The 18,765-nt window shown below is 44.3% G+C and carries 20 protein-coding genes; 10 read left to right on the top strand and 10 right to left on the bottom strand.

The annotated features are described in order from the left end of the window. Positions 1 to 278: 278 nt before the first annotated feature. The gene (locus ACXADE_RS05390; RefSeq protein WP_474979466.1) at positions 279 to 1,154 is read left to right on the top strand and encodes a cation diffusion facilitator family transporter; all 876 of its coding nucleotides are present in this window, start codon (positions 279 to 281) and stop codon (positions 1,152 to 1,154) included. A gap of 33 nt (positions 1,155 to 1,187) precedes the next feature. Here ACXADE_RS05390 and ACXADE_RS05385 read toward each other — a convergent pair whose 3' ends face one another. The 4 genes from ACXADE_RS05385 to ACXADE_RS05370 all read right to left on the bottom strand — a co-directional run bounded on the left by ACXADE_RS05385 (position 1,188) and on the right by ACXADE_RS05370 (position 3,335). Continuing rightward, positions 1,188 to 1,721 carry an N-acetyltransferase family protein gene (locus ACXADE_RS05385; RefSeq protein WP_474979465.1) on the bottom strand — a complete coding sequence of 178 codons (534 nt, stop codon included), beginning with the start codon at positions 1,719 to 1,721 and terminating at the stop codon, positions 1,188 to 1,190. 84 nt (positions 1,722 to 1,805) lie between these two features. Continuing rightward, the gene (locus tag ACXADE_RS05380; RefSeq protein ID WP_474979464.1) at positions 1,806 to 2,246 is read right to left on the bottom strand and encodes a hypothetical protein; all 441 of its coding nucleotides are present in this window, start codon (positions 2,244 to 2,246) and stop codon (positions 1,806 to 1,808) included. Positions 2,247 to 2,307: 61 nt separating this feature from the next. After that, positions 2,308 to 2,601: an AzlD domain-containing protein gene (locus tag ACXADE_RS05375; protein ID WP_474979463.1), complete on the bottom strand. Its 294-nt coding sequence runs from the start codon at positions 2,599 to 2,601 to the stop codon at positions 2,308 to 2,310. Then, positions 2,598 to 3,335 (bottom strand): AzlC family ABC transporter permease, encoded by a 738-nt coding sequence (locus ACXADE_RS05370; protein ID WP_474979462.1) that lies wholly within the window; start codon positions 3,333 to 3,335, stop codon positions 2,598 to 2,600. The genes ACXADE_RS05375 and ACXADE_RS05370 overlap by 4 nt, the downstream gene beginning before the upstream one ends. 414 nt (positions 3,336 to 3,749) lie before the next feature. On the opposite strand from ACXADE_RS05370, the gene nhaC reads away from it, so the two are divergent. Both nhaC and ACXADE_RS05360 read left to right on the top strand, forming a co-directional pair. Further along, a complete protein-coding gene (nhaC, locus tag ACXADE_RS05365; RefSeq protein WP_474979461.1) occupies positions 3,750 to 5,156 on the top strand; it encodes a Na+/H+ antiporter NhaC in 1,407 nt (468 codons plus the stop codon). Between the two features lie 132 nt (positions 5,157 to 5,288). Continuing rightward, positions 5,289 to 6,122 (top strand): MBL fold metallo-hydrolase, encoded by an 834-nt coding sequence (locus ACXADE_RS05360; RefSeq protein ID WP_474979460.1) that lies wholly within the window; start codon positions 5,289 to 5,291, stop codon positions 6,120 to 6,122. Positions 6,123 to 6,142: 20 nt separating this feature from the next. Here ACXADE_RS05360 and ACXADE_RS05355 read toward each other — a convergent pair whose 3' ends face one another. Next, positions 6,143 to 6,916 (bottom strand): cobalamin-binding protein, encoded by a 774-nt coding sequence (locus tag ACXADE_RS05355; protein ID WP_474979459.1) that lies wholly within the window; start codon positions 6,914 to 6,916, stop codon positions 6,143 to 6,145. A 100-nt stretch (positions 6,917 to 7,016) separates the two neighbouring features. On the opposite strand from ACXADE_RS05355, the gene ACXADE_RS05350 reads away from it, so the two are divergent. The 3 genes from ACXADE_RS05350 (at position 7,017) to ACXADE_RS05340 (ending at position 9,111) form a co-directional block, all read left to right on the top strand. Further along, on the top strand, positions 7,017 to 7,844 hold the full coding sequence (locus tag ACXADE_RS05350) for an alpha/beta fold hydrolase (protein ID WP_474979458.1): 828 nt from the start codon (positions 7,017 to 7,019) through the stop codon (positions 7,842 to 7,844). Positions 7,845 to 7,864: 20 nt separating this feature from the next. Beyond that, positions 7,865 to 8,716, top strand: coding sequence for a hypothetical protein (locus ACXADE_RS05345; RefSeq protein WP_474979457.1), 852 nt, complete (start codon positions 7,865 to 7,867; stop codon positions 8,714 to 8,716). A 197-nt stretch (positions 8,717 to 8,913) separates the two neighbouring features. Further along, positions 8,914 to 9,111 carry a cold-shock protein gene (locus ACXADE_RS05340; RefSeq protein WP_035510016.1) on the top strand — a complete coding sequence of 66 codons (198 nt, stop codon included), beginning with the start codon at positions 8,914 to 8,916 and terminating at the stop codon, positions 9,109 to 9,111. Positions 9,112 to 10,140: 1,029 nt separating this feature from the next. On the opposite strand, the gene ACXADE_RS05335 is transcribed toward ACXADE_RS05340, so the two are convergent. The 3 genes from ACXADE_RS05335 to ACXADE_RS05325 all read right to left on the bottom strand — a co-directional run bounded on the left by ACXADE_RS05335 (position 10,141) and on the right by ACXADE_RS05325 (position 13,292). Continuing rightward, complete coding sequence (locus tag ACXADE_RS05335; RefSeq protein WP_474979456.1) at positions 10,141 to 11,331, bottom strand: IS110 family RNA-guided transposase; 1,191 nt, start codon at positions 11,329 to 11,331, stop codon at positions 10,141 to 10,143. A gap of 563 nt (positions 11,332 to 11,894) precedes the next feature. After that, positions 11,895 to 12,650, bottom strand: a complete 756-nt coding sequence (gene map / locus ACXADE_RS05330) for a type I methionyl aminopeptidase (RefSeq protein ID WP_474979455.1) — start codon at positions 12,648 to 12,650, stop codon at positions 11,895 to 11,897. A gap of 87 nt (positions 12,651 to 12,737) precedes the next feature. Further along, complete coding sequence (locus ACXADE_RS05325; RefSeq protein ID WP_474979454.1) at positions 12,738 to 13,292, bottom strand: sugar O-acetyltransferase; 555 nt, start codon at positions 13,290 to 13,292, stop codon at positions 12,738 to 12,740. An 89-nt stretch (positions 13,293 to 13,381) separates the two neighbouring features. Between ACXADE_RS05325 and ACXADE_RS05320 the strand changes: the two genes are divergently transcribed. The 3 genes from ACXADE_RS05320 to ACXADE_RS05310 all read left to right on the top strand — a co-directional run bounded on the left by ACXADE_RS05320 (position 13,382) and on the right by ACXADE_RS05310 (position 16,321). Next, the gene (locus tag ACXADE_RS05320; protein ID WP_474979453.1) at positions 13,382 to 13,882 is read left to right on the top strand and encodes an N-acetyltransferase family protein; all 501 of its coding nucleotides are present in this window, start codon (positions 13,382 to 13,384) and stop codon (positions 13,880 to 13,882) included. Between the two features lie 89 nt (positions 13,883 to 13,971). After that, positions 13,972 to 14,694 (top strand): ABC transporter ATP-binding protein, encoded by a 723-nt coding sequence (locus ACXADE_RS05315; RefSeq protein ID WP_474979452.1) that lies wholly within the window; start codon positions 13,972 to 13,974, stop codon positions 14,692 to 14,694. Next, on the top strand, positions 14,687 to 16,321 hold the full coding sequence (locus tag ACXADE_RS05310; protein ID WP_474979451.1) for a putative ABC transporter permease subunit: 1,635 nt from the start codon (positions 14,687 to 14,689) through the stop codon (positions 16,319 to 16,321). Before ACXADE_RS05315 ends, ACXADE_RS05310 begins: the two co-directional genes overlap by 8 nt. 41 nt (positions 16,322 to 16,362) lie before the next feature. On the opposite strand, the gene ACXADE_RS05305 is transcribed toward ACXADE_RS05310, so the two are convergent. Both ACXADE_RS05305 and ACXADE_RS05300 read right to left on the bottom strand, forming a co-directional pair. Next, entirely contained in the window at positions 16,363 to 16,569 is a 207-nt protein-coding gene (locus tag ACXADE_RS05305) for a zinc ribbon domain-containing protein (protein ID WP_474979450.1), read from the bottom strand. Positions 16,570 to 16,599: 30 nt separating this feature from the next. Beyond that, the gene (locus ACXADE_RS05300; protein WP_474979449.1) at positions 16,600 to 17,019 is read right to left on the bottom strand and encodes a universal stress protein; all 420 of its coding nucleotides are present in this window, start codon (positions 17,017 to 17,019) and stop codon (positions 16,600 to 16,602) included. A 277-nt stretch (positions 17,020 to 17,296) separates the two neighbouring features. On the opposite strand from ACXADE_RS05300, the gene ACXADE_RS05295 reads away from it, so the two are divergent. Further along, positions 17,297 to 18,757 (top strand): SulP family inorganic anion transporter, encoded by a 1,461-nt coding sequence (locus tag ACXADE_RS05295; RefSeq protein WP_474979448.1) that lies wholly within the window; start codon positions 17,297 to 17,299, stop codon positions 18,755 to 18,757. The last annotated feature ends 8 nt before the right edge of the window (positions 18,758 to 18,765 follow it).

Genomic DNA, 18,765 nt, shown 5'->3' with positions numbered 1-18,765 from the left:
CTCTCCTTCTATGAGTGTTTATTTATTCTTACCCAAGATCCATTAAGGATTCACAAATAGAGTATACCCCCGCTGAAATACTTTCAAACTAAAGAATCTAGATTTCGAGATATTTAAAAAAGGCTTAACCTTACCTTAACAATGGCCCCTAGCCTATGAATGTTTTGCCTGGAGGCAATTAACATGAACATGGAAAGCTTTTTTTCTCTAGACCCACTGAACCCCTATTTGGTAAGCTATATCAAGCCTTTATACGATCGATCTGGAGGATAAAATCCATGAATGAATATTCGAACTTAAAAAAAGGAGAACGCGGGGCATGGGTAAGCATTATTGCCTATCTCATTTTAGCTGCCACAAAATTAATCATCGCTTCATTTGGAAACTCTGAAGCACTTCGAGCAGATGGGTTGAACAATACGACGGATGTGATTGCTTCAGTAGCTGTACTGGTGGGCTTAAAAATATCAAGGAAGCCACCGGATGAAGATCACCATTACGGGCACTTCCGTGCTGAAACCATTGCTTCTCTTATTGCGGCTTTCATTATGATGACCGTAGGTATTGAAGTCATCATTGGTACCGTTCAGGACATGATACAACAGAATGTCAGTGAACCTTCTATGCTCACTGCCTGGACAGCACTTGGTGCTGCCATGGTTATGTTCGGTGTCTACAAATACAACCTTCGTTTATCCAAAAAAGTGGACAGTCAGGCACTGTTTGCCGCCGCTCAGGATAACCGGTCCGATGCTTTTGTAAGTATCGGAGCTTTTATTGGAATCACAGGATCCCAATTGGGTTTGTTCTGGCTCGATCCACTCGCAGGGTTCATTGTCGGGTTGATCATCTGTAAAACGGCTTGGGACATATTCGTAAACGCTACCCACAGCCTGACCGATGGCTATGATGAAGAAGGCATTGAACGCATCAGGGAAAGCATATCCGATCATCCTGATGTATGGGCGGTAAAAGATGTCAAAGCGCGAATGCAGGGAAATAAAACGCTTGTGGAAGCCACCATTCACGTCAATCCAGACATTACTGTTCAGGAAGGGCATATCATTACAGATGAAGTAGAAGAACGTCTTGAAAAAGAGAAGAACATCAGATACGCTCATATCCACATTGAACCTTATGAAGAAGAAACGTAAGAAGCCTGCCGATTCGGCAGGCTTCTTACGTTTTCAGGCCAGTAGTTCTGTTAACTTTTCTAATTCACTCCATCCATAGGCCGTTTCCTCATAAGTCCCCTGTCCGATCGTGACACGCTCAGCCTCTACAGGATCCGCTCCATATTTTATGTAAAACCGGCTTGATGGATTATTCGTCAACACCCATACAAGAAGCGATTCATATCCAGCTTCCAGCATCCCACTGGAGAATACCCGGAGCATCTCTTTTCCATACCCCTTGCCCTGATATTCATCCAACAAATAGATGGCATAGATTTCTCCATCATAGCCATAGCTTTTCGTTCGTTCTTTGCCACCGGATACAAAGCCTACCACTTCGCCTGCATCATTTTCGATGACATAGGCGATTTGTCCATTTACAGGCGTTCGAAGTACGGTCTCCCAAAGGGCTATTCGATGCTCCACTGTCGTATTACTTAAATCTCTTTCATCAATTAAATCTTTATAAGTGGACTTCCAGCTCTTCACATGTATTTCGGCAATCGTTTCAGCATCTTCAAAGCGAGCGGTTCTAACTGCAGGCATATGGATTCGTCCCTTCTTCCTCTAATTAATTCTTATTGTAACAAAAAGATGATGCCAAAAGTGACATCACCTTTTTTTTGCCGATTATCTACATTGGAAACTGGAAATTTGTCGCGTATCAAACCCGGTGTACACCCATTGACGGCGGCTGCGCTGCCAGCGATAACCAGCGACAGATGTACGGCCGATAAATGTCGGATAAAACCAGAACGACCGGCCGTTCATAAGTCGAATCCACGTATAGCGATATAAACAGCCGTACAATGACCCCGGATCCACAGCATAAACGGAAGCTCCTTGTGAACTTGGGGGTTCCTCAGGAGGCGGCGGGAGTTGTATTCCTGGCCCCCCCGGGCCTCCAGGTCCGCCTGGCCCTCCACCAAATGGCGGCTGTCCCTGTCCCCCGCCAAAAGGTGGTCCCCCTGGAGGCGGACCTGGGGGTTGGCCGGGTCCGAACTGGCCGCCTTGGTTAGGTGTAGGAAACCCGAAGATTTGCCCGAAAGGAAATCCAAATTGTCGGTGCATAACGATCAATTCCTTTCTCGGAAGTATCCCTATACGATATGCACCCTCTGGGCATGTGTGATTACAAAGTCATCAGGAAAACAGAGGCTATTGCTCCAAGGACTACGAAAATGATGTGAATCCCAAACCATGCCAGTAAAACTCCTACCAGACCTGCAACGACACCGATTTGCGGAGCATCTGGTTTAACGGTCATGATACCTGGAAAAATTAAAGCCCCGAGAGCGGCATATGGTATTGCATTGAGCCAGCGATCGACCCACTTAGGAAAAGTAACAAAGTCAACGATCAAAGCTGGCAGGAACCTGGGAACAGCGGTGACCACCGCCATCCCAATTATCATCCAAATAATCATTTCTCTGCCTCCTCATCTTCAAGAATCCATATTCCGATGAACCCAGACACAATTGTACCTGTAACGATGGCCCAACCTTGACTCATCCCCCAGAACTGACAAATGAAATTGATCAACATCGCAAACACAGCAATTGCAGCGATTTTAAAATCTCTCTTCACTGATGGAATCAACAAACCGATGAACATGGCATACAAAGCGACGCCCATACTATCACTTAACCTGGCAGGCATGACGTCACCTAAAACGCCCCCTAAGTATGATCCACCCACCCAGGAGATATAGGCGGTTAAGATCAAAGAAGCATAAAATAAGCTTCCGTGTTTCTCATCCGCTTCTTTCCTATATAAAGCAGCCATGGTAAAGGTTTCATCCGTCAAACCTAAAGATAAAGGGAGTTTTGCTTTTAAAGCGATTGATTTTAAACGATTCACGAAAGATAGACTCATGACAAAATGACGGAAATTCAAAACGAAGGTAGCGATGATAATTTCAATCATCCCCGTCCCGGCAGCTGCCATTCCAACAGCTAAAAATTGGGCCGCACCTGCGTAAACCAAAACACTCATCAATGTAAGTTCCAGGTTGGTCATGCCCGTCCGACTCGCCAGCACTCCATATGTAAGTGCCACCGGTAGATATCCAAGCATAATAGGAGATCCAGCAATGATTCCTCTCTTTATCATAAGTAACCGCGTAGAAGCAGCTGTTGTTTGTATCGCCCGGGACTCCATGTTCTCCCCCCCCTCTTTCTTTCAAATTTCCACTATTATACACAAACACCGCTATGATTTGAAGCACAAGATACTCAGTTCAGGGATTGACATCACGTGAGTAATCGCTTATGATTATACCAATATTTCATTGCTTAAAAGCGTTTAAGCAAAAAAGAATAGAACGTATCATGAATTCCGCAGTAAACGGATCGAAGGCAGTAGATCAGAGACCAAGTGGGTGGTGTGAACTTGGGCATCCTTCCGTTGAATTACAGAATTCCAAGTCCGATGATACACCAGCAGAGTGGGTAGAAATTTTTACCAACAAGGGTGGTACCGCGGAGTGAAAGCTTCGTCCCTGGTTTCAGGGGCGGAGCTTTTTTCTGTCTGTCCCTGATTCGGAGAAACGAAAGAAAACAAGGGGGAATTCAAATGCTTCACCTACAACCAAAGAAGCTTCCGGGAGTCATCGAATCCACGTTACTCCTGTTATTAACAATAAGTATGATTAGTTTTTTCATTATAAAAGTAGAGACTGTACCTCATGTGCCGATTCTAATCGGCATCCTCATCATGATCACTTATGGAGTTCTTAGAAAAATGAGCTTTAAAGAACTGCAGTACGGAATGACCCAAGGAGCTCAGACCGGGATGGGGGCTGTGCTTTTGTTCTTTGTCATTGGTATTTTAATTGCAAGCTGGATGGCAAGCGGCACGATTCCGGTTCTTATGAACGCAGGCTTTCTTCTCGCTGGCGGTCCATGGTTTTTAGCCATCGTATTTGCAGTTACGGCTATTGTCGGTGTAGCGTTAGGAAGTTCTTTCACAACAGCTGCGACTGTTGGTGTAGCGTTTATCGGAGTGGCCCAATCCATGGATGCGTCCTTAGCCATGACGGCCGGGGCGATTGTTTCAGGCGCCTTTTTCGGCGACAAAATGTCCCCTCTATCGGATACAACCAACCTGGCGTCTACGATTGTGAAAGTCGACTTGTTCGACCATATTAAAAACATGGCGTGGACGACAATCCCTGCATTTATCATCACTTTTATTTTATTTATGGTCCTTTCACCCTCCAGTAATCCTAACGTCCAAGAGCTGGACAATTTTGTAGTGGGTCTGGGTGAAACCGGGCTGATGCACTGGAGTTCATGGATTCCATTAGCGTTACTGGTAGTAATGACGGTCACGAAACGTCCGGCTTTCCTCTCTCTTGCCATCAGCAGTATTGCAGCTACAGCCATTGCAGGTTTCCGTGGTGTCATGGAATGGGGAGCTCTGTTCGGGACATGGTTTGACGGGTACACAGGAAATTCAGAGAATGAAGTCGTCAATGAATTGTTGACCAGAGGGGGAATGAACGGCATGCTGTTTACCGTATCCCTTGTCATTCTCGCACTTGCTCTTGGAGGTCTGTTCTTTGTTACTGGAATTATCCCTTCCATTTTAAGTCGAGTTCAGGGATCCTTGAAATCAGCAAGGTCAGCTACCCTTTCCACTGCTTTCACAGCCATTGGGATCAATATCGCCATTGGCGAACAATATTTGTCCATTCTCCTTACAGGAGAAGCTTATCAGGATGTTTATGAGAAAGCAGGACTTGCACGTAAAAACTTGTCCCGTACGCTTGAAGACGCAGGAACAGTCATTAATCCACTTGTTCCATGGAGTGTATGTGGTGTGTTCCTGTCCGGTGTGCTTGGTGTTTCTGTACTGGAATACCTGCCATTCGCTTTCTTCTGCTTGTTGAGCCCCCTCCTTACTTTATTGTTCGGCATGACAGGGAAGACATTGACCCCTAAACAATCACAGGTCCATTCGATGCATAAAGCAAACTAATGAAAAACCCGTCCCATAATCGCATGGGGCGGGTTTTATGTTTACGACATTCGACTGGTTTCCTCGCATGTGGTGAATAAATCTACTGCTCTGACCTACAATAAAAAATAAAAGAAATCTGAGGTGATAGGCATGGACCAACAGGAGCATCAAGATCCTTCAAATGAAGAATACCACATGGGGCATGCAGAAGCTGAACAAGTACTGGAAGACATCGCCTTTTACCGGACGTTGATCGTGAATGTTATCTTTATCGGAAAAGAAGGGGCGGAAGACTGGGTTCTTGTCGACTGTGGCATCGGTCATTACAGTAAACGTATTATGGAAGCCGCGGAAAAAAGATATGGGCCAGCCAAACCAAAAGCCATCATCCTAACTCATGGTCACTTCGATCATGTAGGTTCAGCAAAACAATTGGCCGAAGAATGGAAAGTTCCTCTATACATCCACCCGATGGAAATGGACTATGTAACAGACAAAAGGGATTATCCTGTTGGGGATGCGACCGTCGGAGGAGGATTGTTTTCTTTGCTCTCTCCTTTCTTCCCTACTCACCAGGCGGACTTGGGCAAATACATCCACCCGCTCCCTTCTGATGGCTCCGTTCCCTACCTTGAAGACTGGCGAGCGATACACACTCCTGGCCATACGCCGGGACATGTGGCTCTTTTCCGTGAAAAGGACCGGGCCCTTATAAGCGGGGATGCATTCATCACCGTTAAACAGGAATCAAGCATGGCTGTATTCATCCAGCACCAGCATGTCCACGGACCTCCAGCATACTTCACACATAACTGGGAAGAAGCTGAAAAATCTGTAAAAGAGCTGGCTTCTCTGAAACCGAACGTAGCTGTTACCGGGCACGGGCTCCCCATGGAAGGTGAGCTCCTCACCAAACAGCTGGATGAATTGGCAAACCATTTCAAAGAATTGGCTGTTCCAAAACATAATCGTAAACTTCACTAAAACAGCAAGTGACGGGATCGTCACTTGCTGTTTTCAATAATTCCAGCTATTTTCCTTAACCCTTCCAGCAACCTCGGACTTGGACGACAGAACAGAGATTCTTCAAGGACATGGATATGATCTCTCTGCACCGCTTCCACATCGTCCCACCCCGGTCTTTTCTTTAACAGATCCGGGTTCATCTTTTCTTCTTTCACACCAACCCACACCATACATATATGATCCGGATTCCGTTTCCTCACATCTTCCCAATCCGTTTGGTAATTGGCGACAGGCTGGTCATGGAAGATGTTCCGGCACCCAGCTAATTCACTAATTTCATTCAGCCAATTCAACTTTCCAGGAGAGAAGATCGGCTTCGGCCACCACTCCCAATAAACGGTAGGCTTATTGATAAATTTTTCCGAACGTTTTCTGAATTCTTCCACCTCTTTTAAAAATTCATCTGCGTTATGATGACCCCTTTCTTCCACTCCTAAAGCCTTTCCTACCTTGCGGATATCTTCAGCAATTTCATGAAGCTCATTAGGATTCAGAATCATATATGGCAGATTGTAGGCTTCCAATCCTTCAATATTTTTTTCCATTCCCGGCACAGACAACGAAGCAAGCACAAGGTCAGGCTGCAAGGAAGCCACCTTTTCCATATCAATAGATAAATCCGGCCCAAGCTTCGGAAGATCTTCTACTTCCGGCGGATAATCAGAATAATTATCGACACCAACCAACAGATGGGTCTGGTCCAGATTAGCGACAATTTCAGTATTGCTTGGACAAATCGACACAATTCTCATTTTTTAACCCCTTTTTTCAGAATCGTCTGATGTTTCATTTTCTTTCATTATAGCTTATATTTAAACTACGGAAAAAGAAACCCAGAAAGGGATGAACCCATTGACGACGACACTCCTTGATACTTCCAAAGGAATTGTAGAATTTACATATAGAGGATCAGGACCTCCCGTTCTTTTGTTGAAAGGAGGACACTCCACGAGAGACACGGACTTGTCTCATAGCAGTCTCATTTATGAAGGTTTTTCATTACTTACCGTTTCACGTCCCGGCTACGATTACACAGAACTCTCAACGGGCCGTACGCCAGAAGAATTTGCTGAGACCATCGTGGAAGTTCTCGACCATCTCGAAATTGAAAAAGTCCACGTCATCAGTGTATCGGCAGCTGGTCCTACTGGGGTAGCCCTCGCTCTCCACCATCCCAACAGAGTGGATCGCCTACTGCTTGAAGCAGCGCTCCTCACATCATGGGATCGAGAAGTAAAACATCGAGCCTCTCTCTTATTTGGACCAGCAGAAAAAATCGTTTGGAGCAGCCTGCGCACCATGCTTAAATTCTTCCCAGACCTAGTCATGAAACAACTTCTGGCTGACTTAACAACAGAAAATGTGGAAGAATACTTGGACAATCTAACGGCAAATGATCGACGATTTATCGTAGATATGCTGGCAAGTTCGAGATCAGGAAAAGGATTCATCACAGACATCGATCATGAAACCCCAGACATGACAGGAATTCAAGTGCCCGTATTAGGAATGTATTCCCACAAGGATCGCAGTGTACCTTACACGAACGCTTTGTTGCTGAAGTCTTCTGTTCCCGACTGCGAAATTTTAGAAGTGGATGCTGACAGCCATTTAATCTGGATAGGTAAAGACGCTCACACCGTTTGGAAGAAACGCTTGGAATTTTTGACTAAAACTTAAACCATTCGGAGGGGATCATCATGGATGATGTCAAATGCAAACAGATGCTGGATCGTTTCCTTACGTTTTATGACCAAGCTTCACAAACGCCCGTCCACAAACGTTACGAGTTGTGGTCGGACCTTTATGCTTTTCCCTACACCCCGCCTGGGTATCAGCAGGGACAACTGGCTAAAGAGATGATTGACTATGCTTGGAACCGATATGAACAAGTGTATGATAAGATCCAATACTTTGACATTGGTCCTTTAGAAGTGAATGGGTATGTAGAATCTATCAAGCAAATTCTCCATTGTACATCTTCCGTAAGAATGACCGTCATGTTCTTCGTAGGAACGTTTGAAACAGATCCATTCATTATGGAAAAGGACCAGCATTATACTCTATGCTTCCCTGTAGAATTGACCTCAAGCCGCTCAAGGTTGATCCAGGAATTGACCCGCGTCGTCCATTGCTGCCAATCAGGGCTTGCCCCAAGTCATACTCGGACCTTGGGCCAGTTGATCTTCCAGGAAGGGATGGCCGCTCATACAACGGAAGAAGTAATGGAAGAAAGCGGTATGATTGATTTTCCACTATCCTGGCAAGCTGAAAAGTGCAGCCTGGAACCAAACAGAGTGATGATGAACATTCAACCCCATCTTCACCGGACCGATTACGAAGCCCTCTATTCCTTTACAAAAGGAACAGGAGCCTCCGGTTTCGAGAAGGAAGCGAATTACACAGGGTACCTTGTTGTCGAGCATCTACTCGAACAAGGCCGCCCACTTTATGATCTGGCTCAGGTTCATAAAACAGAAGTGGACGCTATTGTAGAGAGGTCCCTGTTTTCACTAATGAACCAGGCATACCTCACTCAGCCCCAGGAATAAGGGTTCCCAGTAGATGGGAAAAGTTTTTCACTATAGGGCTTTCATTCCTTTTGGGCATCTGTTATACTTGGGTTAATTATTCGTTGTTCGATCAGATTCATGCAAGAGAAGATGTTTCGAAAGATGTCGTCTTGATGGAACTTGAAGAGCAAGAATAGTAATACATTGTGGATTTTCCACGCAGGAGGTAATTGTACATGGTTGAAGGTACAGTAAAATGGTTTAACGCAGAAAAAGGTTTTGGATTTATCGAAGTAGAAGGTCAAGACGACGTCTTCGTACACTTCTCTGCAATTCAAGAAGAAGGTTTCAAATCTCTTGAAGAAGGTCAAGTTGTAACTTTCGAAATCGAAGAAGGCCAGCGTGGACCACAAGCAGCTAACGTTCAAAAATAAGAACGTATAAAAACTCCCCTCCCGAGGGGAGTTTTTTTATGCACGAATTCCATTTATACAAGGCTCTGTTTCCATATATGTGAGCTGGATCGAGGCAGAAAACAAGTCGTTCCCCGCAGTCTCCACTCAACAAACATTTCAAAAGAAACCTTTAACAACGACAAACTTTAATAGAACCAAAAATAAAGGCTCTGTTAAAGTTTAGTGTTGATATTACTGCAAAAAAGGAACTTCCATAAAATTGGAAGTTCCTTTTTTATATTTGGCTTATTCTACGAAAGCTCCCGTTTGTGGAAGACTCAGTTTCGAGATGTTTGTGTGGGAGTTAGGGGCTACGGGGAATAGCTCGCTTTCCGCGGGAGCGCGGTGAGCCTCCTCGGACTACGTCCTGCGGGGTCTCACCCTGCACTTTTTTCCTCATAGATATCCGGTTTCTGCGCCTAGCGGCTAGTGAGACTTCCCTCGCTTCTGTACGATAAGTCAACATCGAATCCCTTCGTTCTTCGTGTTTCCTTTATCTCCTCCAGCTCAGTCCAGTCCATACGCCGCTGAACGAGGCGCCTGCACACTTAAGATAGGAGTCTCGCCATCCCCCTCCGCCCCTTGGCTAGATCAGGGTCTCGAAACCCCTTCATGAATCATCCGCTATTCTAGTTGGTGAGAGGATAAGGATCATATTCCCAATCCGAGGTGCTCGAACCTAGAAAGCTTGATACATAGCGTTTTATGCTTACAACAACCAGGGTAATGGAAGACCATCCAACGTTGATAAAGGGGTTCGTTTCTCGCATGATCGAATGGGGTGATTGGGAAGCTGCGAGACTCCCGTGGGAGAAAGGAGATCGGCGAGATCCCGCAGGGCGATAAGCCCGAGGAAGCTCGGCACTCCCCCACAGGAAAGACCAGCTATAAAAAGTCAAGGTTGTAAAGTGAAATTTCATTATCCTTTATGAAGCATTTTTGTCTCCATGCCAAATAAACCTCTTGGAAGAGGCATTTAAAAGCTTTTAGCTTTTTTCTGTTATGACTTTATTTCGGGCGAGACTCGTAAGGCTTCTTATCCCTTAATATCGCAAAGATAATATGGGTCAGCTTACGGGCTACAGCTCCCACGGCTGTTCCGTGGGCTTTCCCTCGTTTTCTTAGCTTTTTATAGTGCTGAGACAAAGCAGGATCTTGAAAGCTAGCGACAAAAGCGGCTTGCCATATGGCACGACGGAGGTAAGGAGACCCTCTCTTCGACATCTTCATCCTGTTTCCTTGGAAGTTGCCTGATTGGTGTACAGAAGCATCTAATCCTGCGAAGGCAACGAGTTGTTCAGGACGTTCAAAACGGTCGATGGAACCGATATCCCCTAATATGGCTGCCGCAAGAACATCGCTAATACCGATAATTGTAGTTAAGTAGTGCTCCTGGCGATTTGAAAGCTCTATGAGCGATGCTTCTATCTCGCTAATTTGTCGGTCCAAGAGGGATAGTTGTTCAAGGAGAATGTGAATCTGCACCCGAAATGCTTCTCCTCCTATGGATATGCCGAAGCTTTCCTGTGCTTTTTCTTTCAATTGATCTGCCTTTTCCTGAGCACGCCGTTCGCCGTATCTTCCTTTACTAGCTTGATTTAGGAGCTCAGCCAGTTTTTTTGTATCAATAGATAGAAGGTCTTCAGGCAAAGGATAATGAAGGAGAACTTCGGTAGAAGATACACCAAAAGTATCGGAAAACAAACGTTCATATTCCGGAAACACTTGATCGAGAAGAGAAATAATCTTTCGTTTGATATCTGAACTTTGGTCCACTAAAGAATAGCGAAGTCGCTCCAAGTTCTTTAACTGAAGGAGGTCATCTTCAATAAATGGGGTAGCCTCCGGGTTATCAATCCGGATAACCTGAGCGATGAGGTACGCATCTCGTTCATCTGTTTTCGTCTTACGAATATAAAAATTCCGTAAGGCATCGGATTGTAGAGGATTGAACGAGGTTACTTTAAATCCAAGCTTATGTAGAAATGAAAAGACGGATAACCAGTAATGACCTGTGGCCTCAAGTCCACATGCGCAATTATCTGGTGTAATCTCGTGTTGAGTTAAAAAATTTAGAAGTTTGTCGCTCCCTGATTTGGAATTAGAGAAACGTACGGTTTTACCTATCGGTTGTCCATGCTCATCAATTAAACCAGCCTCATGGTTCTGTTTTCCAATATCAATGCCGAGATAATACAAGAAAATCCACCTGCCCTGTAATAATTACCAGATGGGAGGGTTCCTCCGAATCTTTACAAGTATCCAGGCTCGTTAGATATACGACAACGACGTGTCATCCAGCTTATACGGATTATCTTGTAAAGAGGGAGGTGTCATTCTTTCCTACGAAGACATGGCTTCAAGCGAGGCGTCGACACCTCCATCTGATTGTCCTCATTATACCTCGTAAGAAGGTAGTGAGGTCCACCAGAAATGATCTGGTAACTATAATATACGAGCGAGTAGCTTCCCAGCCACCCCTGGCACTCAACACAATAACGAACCCCGAACCCTCTCGAAAGGTAGTCTTCAACAATCCTGCCGTGTAGCGGAAGACTCCGTTTCGAAATCATAATCCAACAAGATTCAATGGTTGGATCGTGAAAGTAGATCATCTAAAGGTTTCGACACTTGGAAATAAATTCCGTTTTGCCCTCCTATCATTCATTGTCACTTCCATCTGTTGATGCAAATATCAACACTGAACTTTAACAGAGCCAAAAATAAAAAAGAAGGCTCTGGAGAGAGCCTTCTTTTCTCGATTATTCGTCTTCTTGTTCGGTAAGGATCATTGGACCTTCTTTTGTAATCGCAACTGTGTGCTCATATTGTGCAGAGAGAGTACCATCCACAGTTCGCGCCGTCCAATTATTTTCATCCATCTGACTTCCCCATGTACCGATGTTAATCATTGGTTCAATCGTAATGACCATTCCCTCTTTAAGACGAGCGCCTTTACCGGCTGCCCCAAAGTGAGGAATGTAAGGATCTTCGTGGATCGAATCACCAATGCCGTGGCCTGTAAAATCACGGACAACCGAATAGCCTTCACCTTCTGCATAAGATTGGATCGCATGACCAATATCCCCAATGCGTTTACCTGGAACGGCCTGCTCGATCCCTTTATAGAGGGATGTTTTTGTCACATCCATCAATTTTTGAGCCTCTTCACTGATTTCCCCTACTGCGTGCGTCCAGGCAGAATCGGCAAGGAAGCCATTGAGGTTCACAACCATATCAATGGTCACGATATCCCCTTCTTCCAACTTTTCATGACGTGGGAAACCATGGCAGATTTCATCATTAATGGAAGCACATGTTGTAAATTCATACCCCTGGTAACCCTTCTGTTCACCAGTTCCCCCTCGTTCAGCTAAATATTTTTCTACGAAATTCTCAATTTCCATTGTAGTCACGCCAGGCTTGATAAACGTGCGTAACTGTTTATGAACACTCGCAAGAAGCTTCCCTGCCTCCTGCATCTTTTCGATTTCTCGTTGACTCTTTCTTTTGATCATTTGCTCAGCCCTCTCTTTTTCTATTACGTATGCAAGTATCCTCTAGTATGATAACGAAAATTAAGAAGTACGACCACCCTCAGGCACTCAATCCACTTCACGAATGATTCTGGCAGGGTTCCCACCGACAAATACACCGGACGGAACATCTTTCGTGACCACTGCTCCCGCTCCAACCACAACATTATTTCCAATAGTCACTCCAGGATTGATGACAGCACTGCCTCCAATCCAGACATCATCTCCAATTGTTACCGGCCGGCCTGCCTCTAATCCACTTGCCCTTTTCTCCCGGTCCATGGGATGGGTGGCCGTGTACAATTGTACACTCGGACCGATGAGCACTCTTTTTCCTATATGTATTTCACAGACGTCGAGAAACACACAGTTGAAATTCGCAAAAAAACCGTCGCCTACATGGATGTTCGATCCATAATCACAATAAAAAGGGGGCTCAAGCCCAAACTCTCCCTCAATCGTACCAAAAAGGTCCTGAAGCAGCTGTTTTCGATAATGCTCCTCTGTGTCCTTTGTCTGATTCAATTGATTCATAAGCTGCCTCGCCCTTGAGCGTTCAAAGATCAACTCATCATCCCAAGGCTTATACCACTCTCCGGCTAACATCTTCTCCTTTTCAGTCATACAGTCACCCCTATCTCTCTTTACATTTCTCTCTTTACTTTACCACAGTTTTTCGCTAGGCTAGGAACAACCAAAGGAGGTCGACATTCATGCAGGTGCGAGAATTGAAACAAGCGGATGCTGAAGCCTATTATGACTTACGATTAGAAGCACTACTCAACAACCCCGACGCTTTTATTACGACATATGAACAAGAAAAACAACGACCAGACCCTATCCAAACTACAGGCGAGCGATTAGAAAGTGAAACGACACGCACATTCGGATTATTTGTGGAGGAAAAACTCTCAGGTGTAGTTACACTCGTGAAAGAAACTCACCCAAAGTTTGCCCACAAAGCATCCATCGTAGCCATGTACATAACGAAAGGCCAACGACGGAAAGGTGGCGCAGAGCTCTTGATCAATGAATTGATCCAATTCTCCCGAGCTGTCGAATTAGAAGTTTTACACCTAAGTGTTGTCACGGACAATCATCCCGCTAAGCATTTGTATGAAAAGCTTGGCTTCCGCTCGTACGGCACAGAAATGAAAGCTATTAAACTGCCCGGCCGCTATTTAGATGAAGATCATATGGTTCTTTTTCTTTAATCCTTCTCTTACTATTGGAAAAATGAAACATTTCTCCTTCGTATCCGTATGTTACAGGGAGAAAGGAATTATGAAAAAAGGGTGAATCTATGATTGAAATCAACCATATTTCTAAAAACTTTGCAGGCAAACAAGCGGTAAGAGATCTTAATTTATCCATACCAGATGGAAAGATTTTCGGTTTTCTTGGTCCTAACGGTGCGGGAAAATCAACGACCATCAAAATGATGACCGGCATCCTTCCCATAGATGAAGGTTCCATCACAATGAATGGGATCGATGTAGAGAAAGAACCGATGAAGGCAAAACATCAATTCGGTTATGTCCCTGACCGGTCTGACATTTTCCTCCGATTAAAAGGAATCGAATACCTGAACTTTATCGCGGATGTATTCGAAGTTCCAAAAGATGTGAGAAAAGAAAAAATCGAATATCTAACGAAAAGTTTCGGAATTTATGAAGCTTTAAACGACCATATCCAAACGTATTCCCATGGAATGAGGCAGAAAATCGTTGTCAGTGGTGTACTTCTCCATGATCCTGATGTTTGGATTCTTGATGAACCTTTGACAGGGCTAGATCCAAAATCTTCCTACACATTGAAAGAAATGATGAGAGAACATGCAAGACGTGGAAAAATCGTGTTTTTTTCCACCCATGTATTGGAAGTTGTCGAACAACTATGTGATGAAGTAGCGATCATCAACAATGGGCACCTGCAATTTCAAGGCGACATGACTCAAATGAGACAGCAATTCAAAGACAATGACAATTTAGAGCAGTTGTTCCTGGAGCTGACCCAAAATGAGTAAAGCATGGAAATTAATGCGGGTTATGGTCAAAATGCAGCTGTCGATGGCAAACAAAACCAGTATGGAGAAGTTCGGTTATGTCATCATGGGACTTATGATGATCCCATTCGGTCTTCTGTTGTTGTTTTTCCTTCAAGGTCTGATTGGGAATATGTATGCAACCCTTGAACCTCTTGGTAATGAAGCGGTTATCCTGGGCTTACTGTTTGTGATGATGACCCTCGTCTTCTGTTTTACGAGTATCGGCACAGTACTCAGTTCCTTTTATTTTGCAGAAGATGTGGAGTCTTTTATTTCATTGCCTTTTCAGCCATACCAGATTATTTTCGGGAAATCAGCCGTACCTTTTCTATCCCTGTACGGCTTAAACACGATTATCCTGCTGCCGTCCCTGGTCTTTTATGGACTGCATAGCGGTTCCGGTTGGCTTTATTACATATTGGCTTTGCTCATTTGGGGCTTATTTCCGTTGATTCCTTTTGTTTTAACGGCCATAGTCATCATGTTCATCATGAGGTATGCGAATATATCCAAGAACAAAGATCGCACGAAAGTTTTCGTAGGCCTCCTTGGTTTCGCATTCGCCATTGGCATCAACGTTTTAATACGGATGGATTCTGATACAGGAAATGCAGCGGAACTATTGACCCAGCAGAATGGTCTCCTTGAACTTGTGACTAAATTTTTTCCCACCGCGTATTTCAGCAGCATAGCCTTGACGGAGATAGTGACACCGGCGGGCGTTCTCTATCTACTGTTATTCATAGCTTTATCCATTGGCGCTGTGCTTTTATTTCTTACCATCGGCCAGAAATTCTATTTCAAAGGGGTCCTTGGCCTATCAGGGGGAAAACGCAGTGAATTCAGCGAAGAAAAAGTTCAGAAACAGGTCCGGCAACAATCTGTCTTGTTAAGCCTGTGGAAAAAAGAAATGCGGGTCATCTTCCGCACGCCGACTTTTTTCACTCAGATTGTCGTTCAAAGCCTCTTCTTCCCGGTATTTTTAGTCATTATCATTTTAATGGACCCTAATGGTCCATTCACAGAATGGGCGTCTCAACTAAACACAATCGAAGGTAAAAAAGTGATCCTGGGCATGTTCGGTCTTACGGTCATCGCCCTGGGAATTACCCCGGCTTCCTTCTCTTCCATTTCACGTGATGGAAAAAGCTGGTTCAATCATTTGTATCTGCCAATTCCCCCATCGACTGTGATTTTAAGTAAACTGCTCGTATCCTTCTTTATGAACATCTTATCTTTACTCCTGTTAAGCCTGGCTGCCCTTTTCGTTCTGCATGTCCCCGTTAAAATCTGGCTGCTCTGGTTTTTGATTTCCCTTGTCACGGCATGGGTAGCAAGTATCGCAGGATTAATGATTGACTTGTACAGTCCTAAGATGAATTGGACAGATGAACGAGAGGTTTTTAAGGGAAGATTCATAGGGATTGTCCCTCTCGCCCTTGAAACGTTGGTCTTTGGAATCATCATCATCATCTTATGGAACAGTGGTTTACAGGGAATGGCACAGGTCGCCCTGACATTGCTCCTCATTCTGGGAGGGATAACGGGGCTTTTACATTACTTCTTGAAGCGTATGGTCCTTAAAAAGTATCATCATATTCATTAAAAAAAGCTCTGATGCACTGTCATCAGAGCTTTTTTCTGGAATCAGCCTCCAAAAAAGAAATCCAGGATGTTCCCGCTTTTAGAAGCGCTTTGATTGTAAAATTCAGAGTATCCACAATCCTTACAGTAAACGACAGTGAATTTGTTGTTTTGTACATCCAGCATTTTAGATAATCCAGACCCTGTCATCGCAACATCTTTCGTTCCTGCATCCGTACTTCCACATTTAATGCACCCTTGTTCACTCATGTACGGCCCTCCTTCGTTCCTGTAGTTCTATCATTTAACAATCATGACCGGGCATTTTGCCCTCTTAGCCACTTTATGGCTCACACTACCTAATACCATTTCCTGAAGGGTGTTTAAACCTCTACTACCGATGACAACGAGATCAAACTCATGATTGTTGGCATATTTAACGATAGTCGGACCAGGGTCCCCGTGCTGAATATCCACTTGGTAGGCAGCTTTTTTCTCTTTCAGAATTTCTTCAATCGGCTTCAACCTTTGCTGCCGGCGTTGTCCAATCAAACTTTGATCCCCTTCAGATAATACGTCCGACTTGGATTGATCGCCGTCAATCACATAGACAATCGTAATTTCAGCGTCTCCTTGTAAGTTGGCAAGAGCTGCAGCTCGTTCCGCCGTGCGAATCGAATGATCAGAACCATCCGCTGCCACTAATATCTTTTTATACATTCACATCCCCCATTCGAAACTGAACTTTTTTCAATTTTACCACGTTCTCTCTTTCGAATGTATAAAATCCCCCTCCAATTTCCATTCGGGAAATATTAATTTGTGAAATCGGGGTCCTCTCACGAAAAAAATAGAGAAAAATAGAGAAAAAACAACATTTATGCGCTTACATGGGGTTATGTAATATCCCTTTAAGGTGTTATAATCTGATCGTTCTTGCCGGATTTCCGTATTGTCACGGACGATACAAACAAATAAAGAAGAAAGAGGTGCGCAATTGAACACTGAAACAATTAAACAACAATGGTTTGGAAACGTAAAAAACGATGTGCTTTCAGGCATGGTTGTCGCTATGGCGCTCATCCCTGAAGCAATCGCTTTTTCTATCATCGCTGGAGTCGACCCCATGGTAGGACTGTACGCTTCCTTCTGCATCGCCGTCGTCATTGCTTTTATAGGTGGTCGTCCAGGTATGATTTCTGCTGCGACCGGAGCTATGGCTGTCCTTATGGTAACTTTAGTCAAAGACCATGGTTTAGAGTACTTGCTGGCTGCTACGATTTTGACCGGGATTTTACAATTCACTTTAGGGGCTTTGAAAATTGGTCAGCTAATGAAGTTCATCCCAAGATCTGTCATGATCGGTTTTGTCAATGCTTTGGCCATTCTCATTTTCTCATCTCAACTTGTCCATTTTGAGGGTGCTGGTTTGGCGATGTATGCGATGGTCGTCGGTTCACTAGCCATTATTTATATTTTACCAAGGTTCACAAAATCTGTTCCTTCACCTCTAGTAGCAATCGTTGTTATGACAATTGTAGCGATTTCGACTGGTGCCGGACTGAAAACAGTAGGAGATATGGGGGAACTTTCCAGTACTCTGCCGATCTTTTTAATTCCAGATATTCCGTTAACATTTGAAACATTGCAGATCATATTCCCTATTTCTCTAGCTCTTGCGTTTGTTGGTCTACTTGAATCCCTATTAACTGCTCAGATTGTTGATGATATGACTGATACCGTAAGTGATAAGAACAAAGAGGCACGTGGTCAAGGTGTGGCAAACGTAGTGTCCGGGTTCTTCGGAGGAATGGCAGGTTGTGCGATGATCGGTCAATCTGTCATCAACGTTTCTTCAGGAGGACGAGGCCGTTTGTCCACGCTCATAGCCGGAATATTTATGATGTTGTTAATCATCGTATTCAATGACCTGCTTGTCCAAATTCCTATGGCTGTCCTTGTCGGTGTCATGATTATGGTATCCATCGGCACATTCGACTGGAGTTCCTTGACACGTTTCAAGAAAACTCCGATTACAGACAGTGTAGTCATGCTAGTAACGGTCGGCACTGTCGTCCAGACTCATGATTTATCCAAAGGAGTCATTGCAGGAGTTATCCTCAGTGCCATCTTCTTCGTAGCGAAGATCTCAAAAGTGAAAGTCGAAGAAGTATTTGATGAGAATGCTGAAAAAATGGTCTACCATGTCAGCGGACAAGTTTTCTTTGCTTCCACTGACAGCTTAATCAAACATTTCAACTATGATGTGAACAGTTCACACGTTGTTATTGACTTCACTCATTCTCATGTATGGGACGACTCTGCAGTTGCCGCCATCGACAAGCTCGTAGCGAAATTCGAGGAGCGAGATGTGAATGTTGAAATTGCTGGATTAAATAAAGACAGTTCTCAACTCGTCCGACGACTTACTGTAAATGATAAAATGAATGCTTCATAAAAAAAGCG

Source organism: Halobacillus sp. ABR2_026 (assembly GCF_056158545.1).
The sequence above is the reverse complement of the archived record's forward strand: the minus strand, read 5'-3'. Positions and strand labels throughout refer to the sequence as shown.

Coding starts and splice junctions, on each gene's coding strand:
- ACXADE_RS05390 (WP_474979466.1), top strand. CDS start 279: ATGAATGAATATTCGAACTTAAAAAAAGGAGAACGCGGGGCATGGGTA.
- ACXADE_RS05385 (WP_474979465.1), bottom strand. CDS start 1,721: ATGCCTGCAGTTAGAACCGCTCGCTTTGAAGATGCTGAAACGATTGCC.
- ACXADE_RS05380 (WP_474979464.1), bottom strand. CDS start 2,246: ATGCACCGACAATTTGGATTTCCTTTCGGGCAAATCTTCGGGTTTCCT.
- ACXADE_RS05375 (WP_474979463.1), bottom strand. CDS start 2,601: ATGATTATTTGGATGATAATTGGGATGGCGGTGGTCACCGCTGTTCCC.
- ACXADE_RS05370 (WP_474979462.1), bottom strand. CDS start 3,335: ATGGAGTCCCGGGCGATACAAACAACAGCTGCTTCTACGCGGTTACTT.
- nhaC (WP_474979461.1), top strand. CDS start 3,750: ATGCTTCACCTACAACCAAAGAAGCTTCCGGGAGTCATCGAATCCACG.
- ACXADE_RS05360 (WP_474979460.1), top strand. CDS start 5,289: ATGGACCAACAGGAGCATCAAGATCCTTCAAATGAAGAATACCACATG.
- ACXADE_RS05355 (WP_474979459.1), bottom strand. CDS start 6,916: ATGAGAATTGTGTCGATTTGTCCAAGCAATACTGAAATTGTCGCTAAT.
- ACXADE_RS05345 (WP_474979457.1), top strand. CDS start 7,865: ATGGATGATGTCAAATGCAAACAGATGCTGGATCGTTTCCTTACGTTT.
- ACXADE_RS05340 (WP_035510016.1), top strand. CDS start 8,914: ATGGTTGAAGGTACAGTAAAATGGTTTAACGCAGAAAAAGGTTTTGGA.
- map (WP_474979455.1), bottom strand. CDS start 12,650: ATGATCAAAAGAAAGAGTCAACGAGAAATCGAAAAGATGCAGGAGGCA.
- ACXADE_RS05325 (WP_474979454.1), bottom strand. CDS start 13,292: ATGACTGAAAAGGAGAAGATGTTAGCCGGAGAGTGGTATAAGCCTTGG.
- ACXADE_RS05320 (WP_474979453.1), top strand. CDS start 13,382: ATGCAGGTGCGAGAATTGAAACAAGCGGATGCTGAAGCCTATTATGAC.
- ACXADE_RS05315 (WP_474979452.1), top strand. CDS start 13,972: ATGATTGAAATCAACCATATTTCTAAAAACTTTGCAGGCAAACAAGCG.
- ACXADE_RS05310 (WP_474979451.1), top strand. CDS start 14,687: ATGAGTAAAGCATGGAAATTAATGCGGGTTATGGTCAAAATGCAGCTG.
- ACXADE_RS05305 (WP_474979450.1), bottom strand. CDS start 16,569: ATGAGTGAACAAGGGTGCATTAAATGTGGAAGTACGGATGCAGGAACG.
- ACXADE_RS05300 (WP_474979449.1), bottom strand. CDS start 17,019: ATGTATAAAAAGATATTAGTGGCAGCGGATGGTTCTGATCATTCGATT.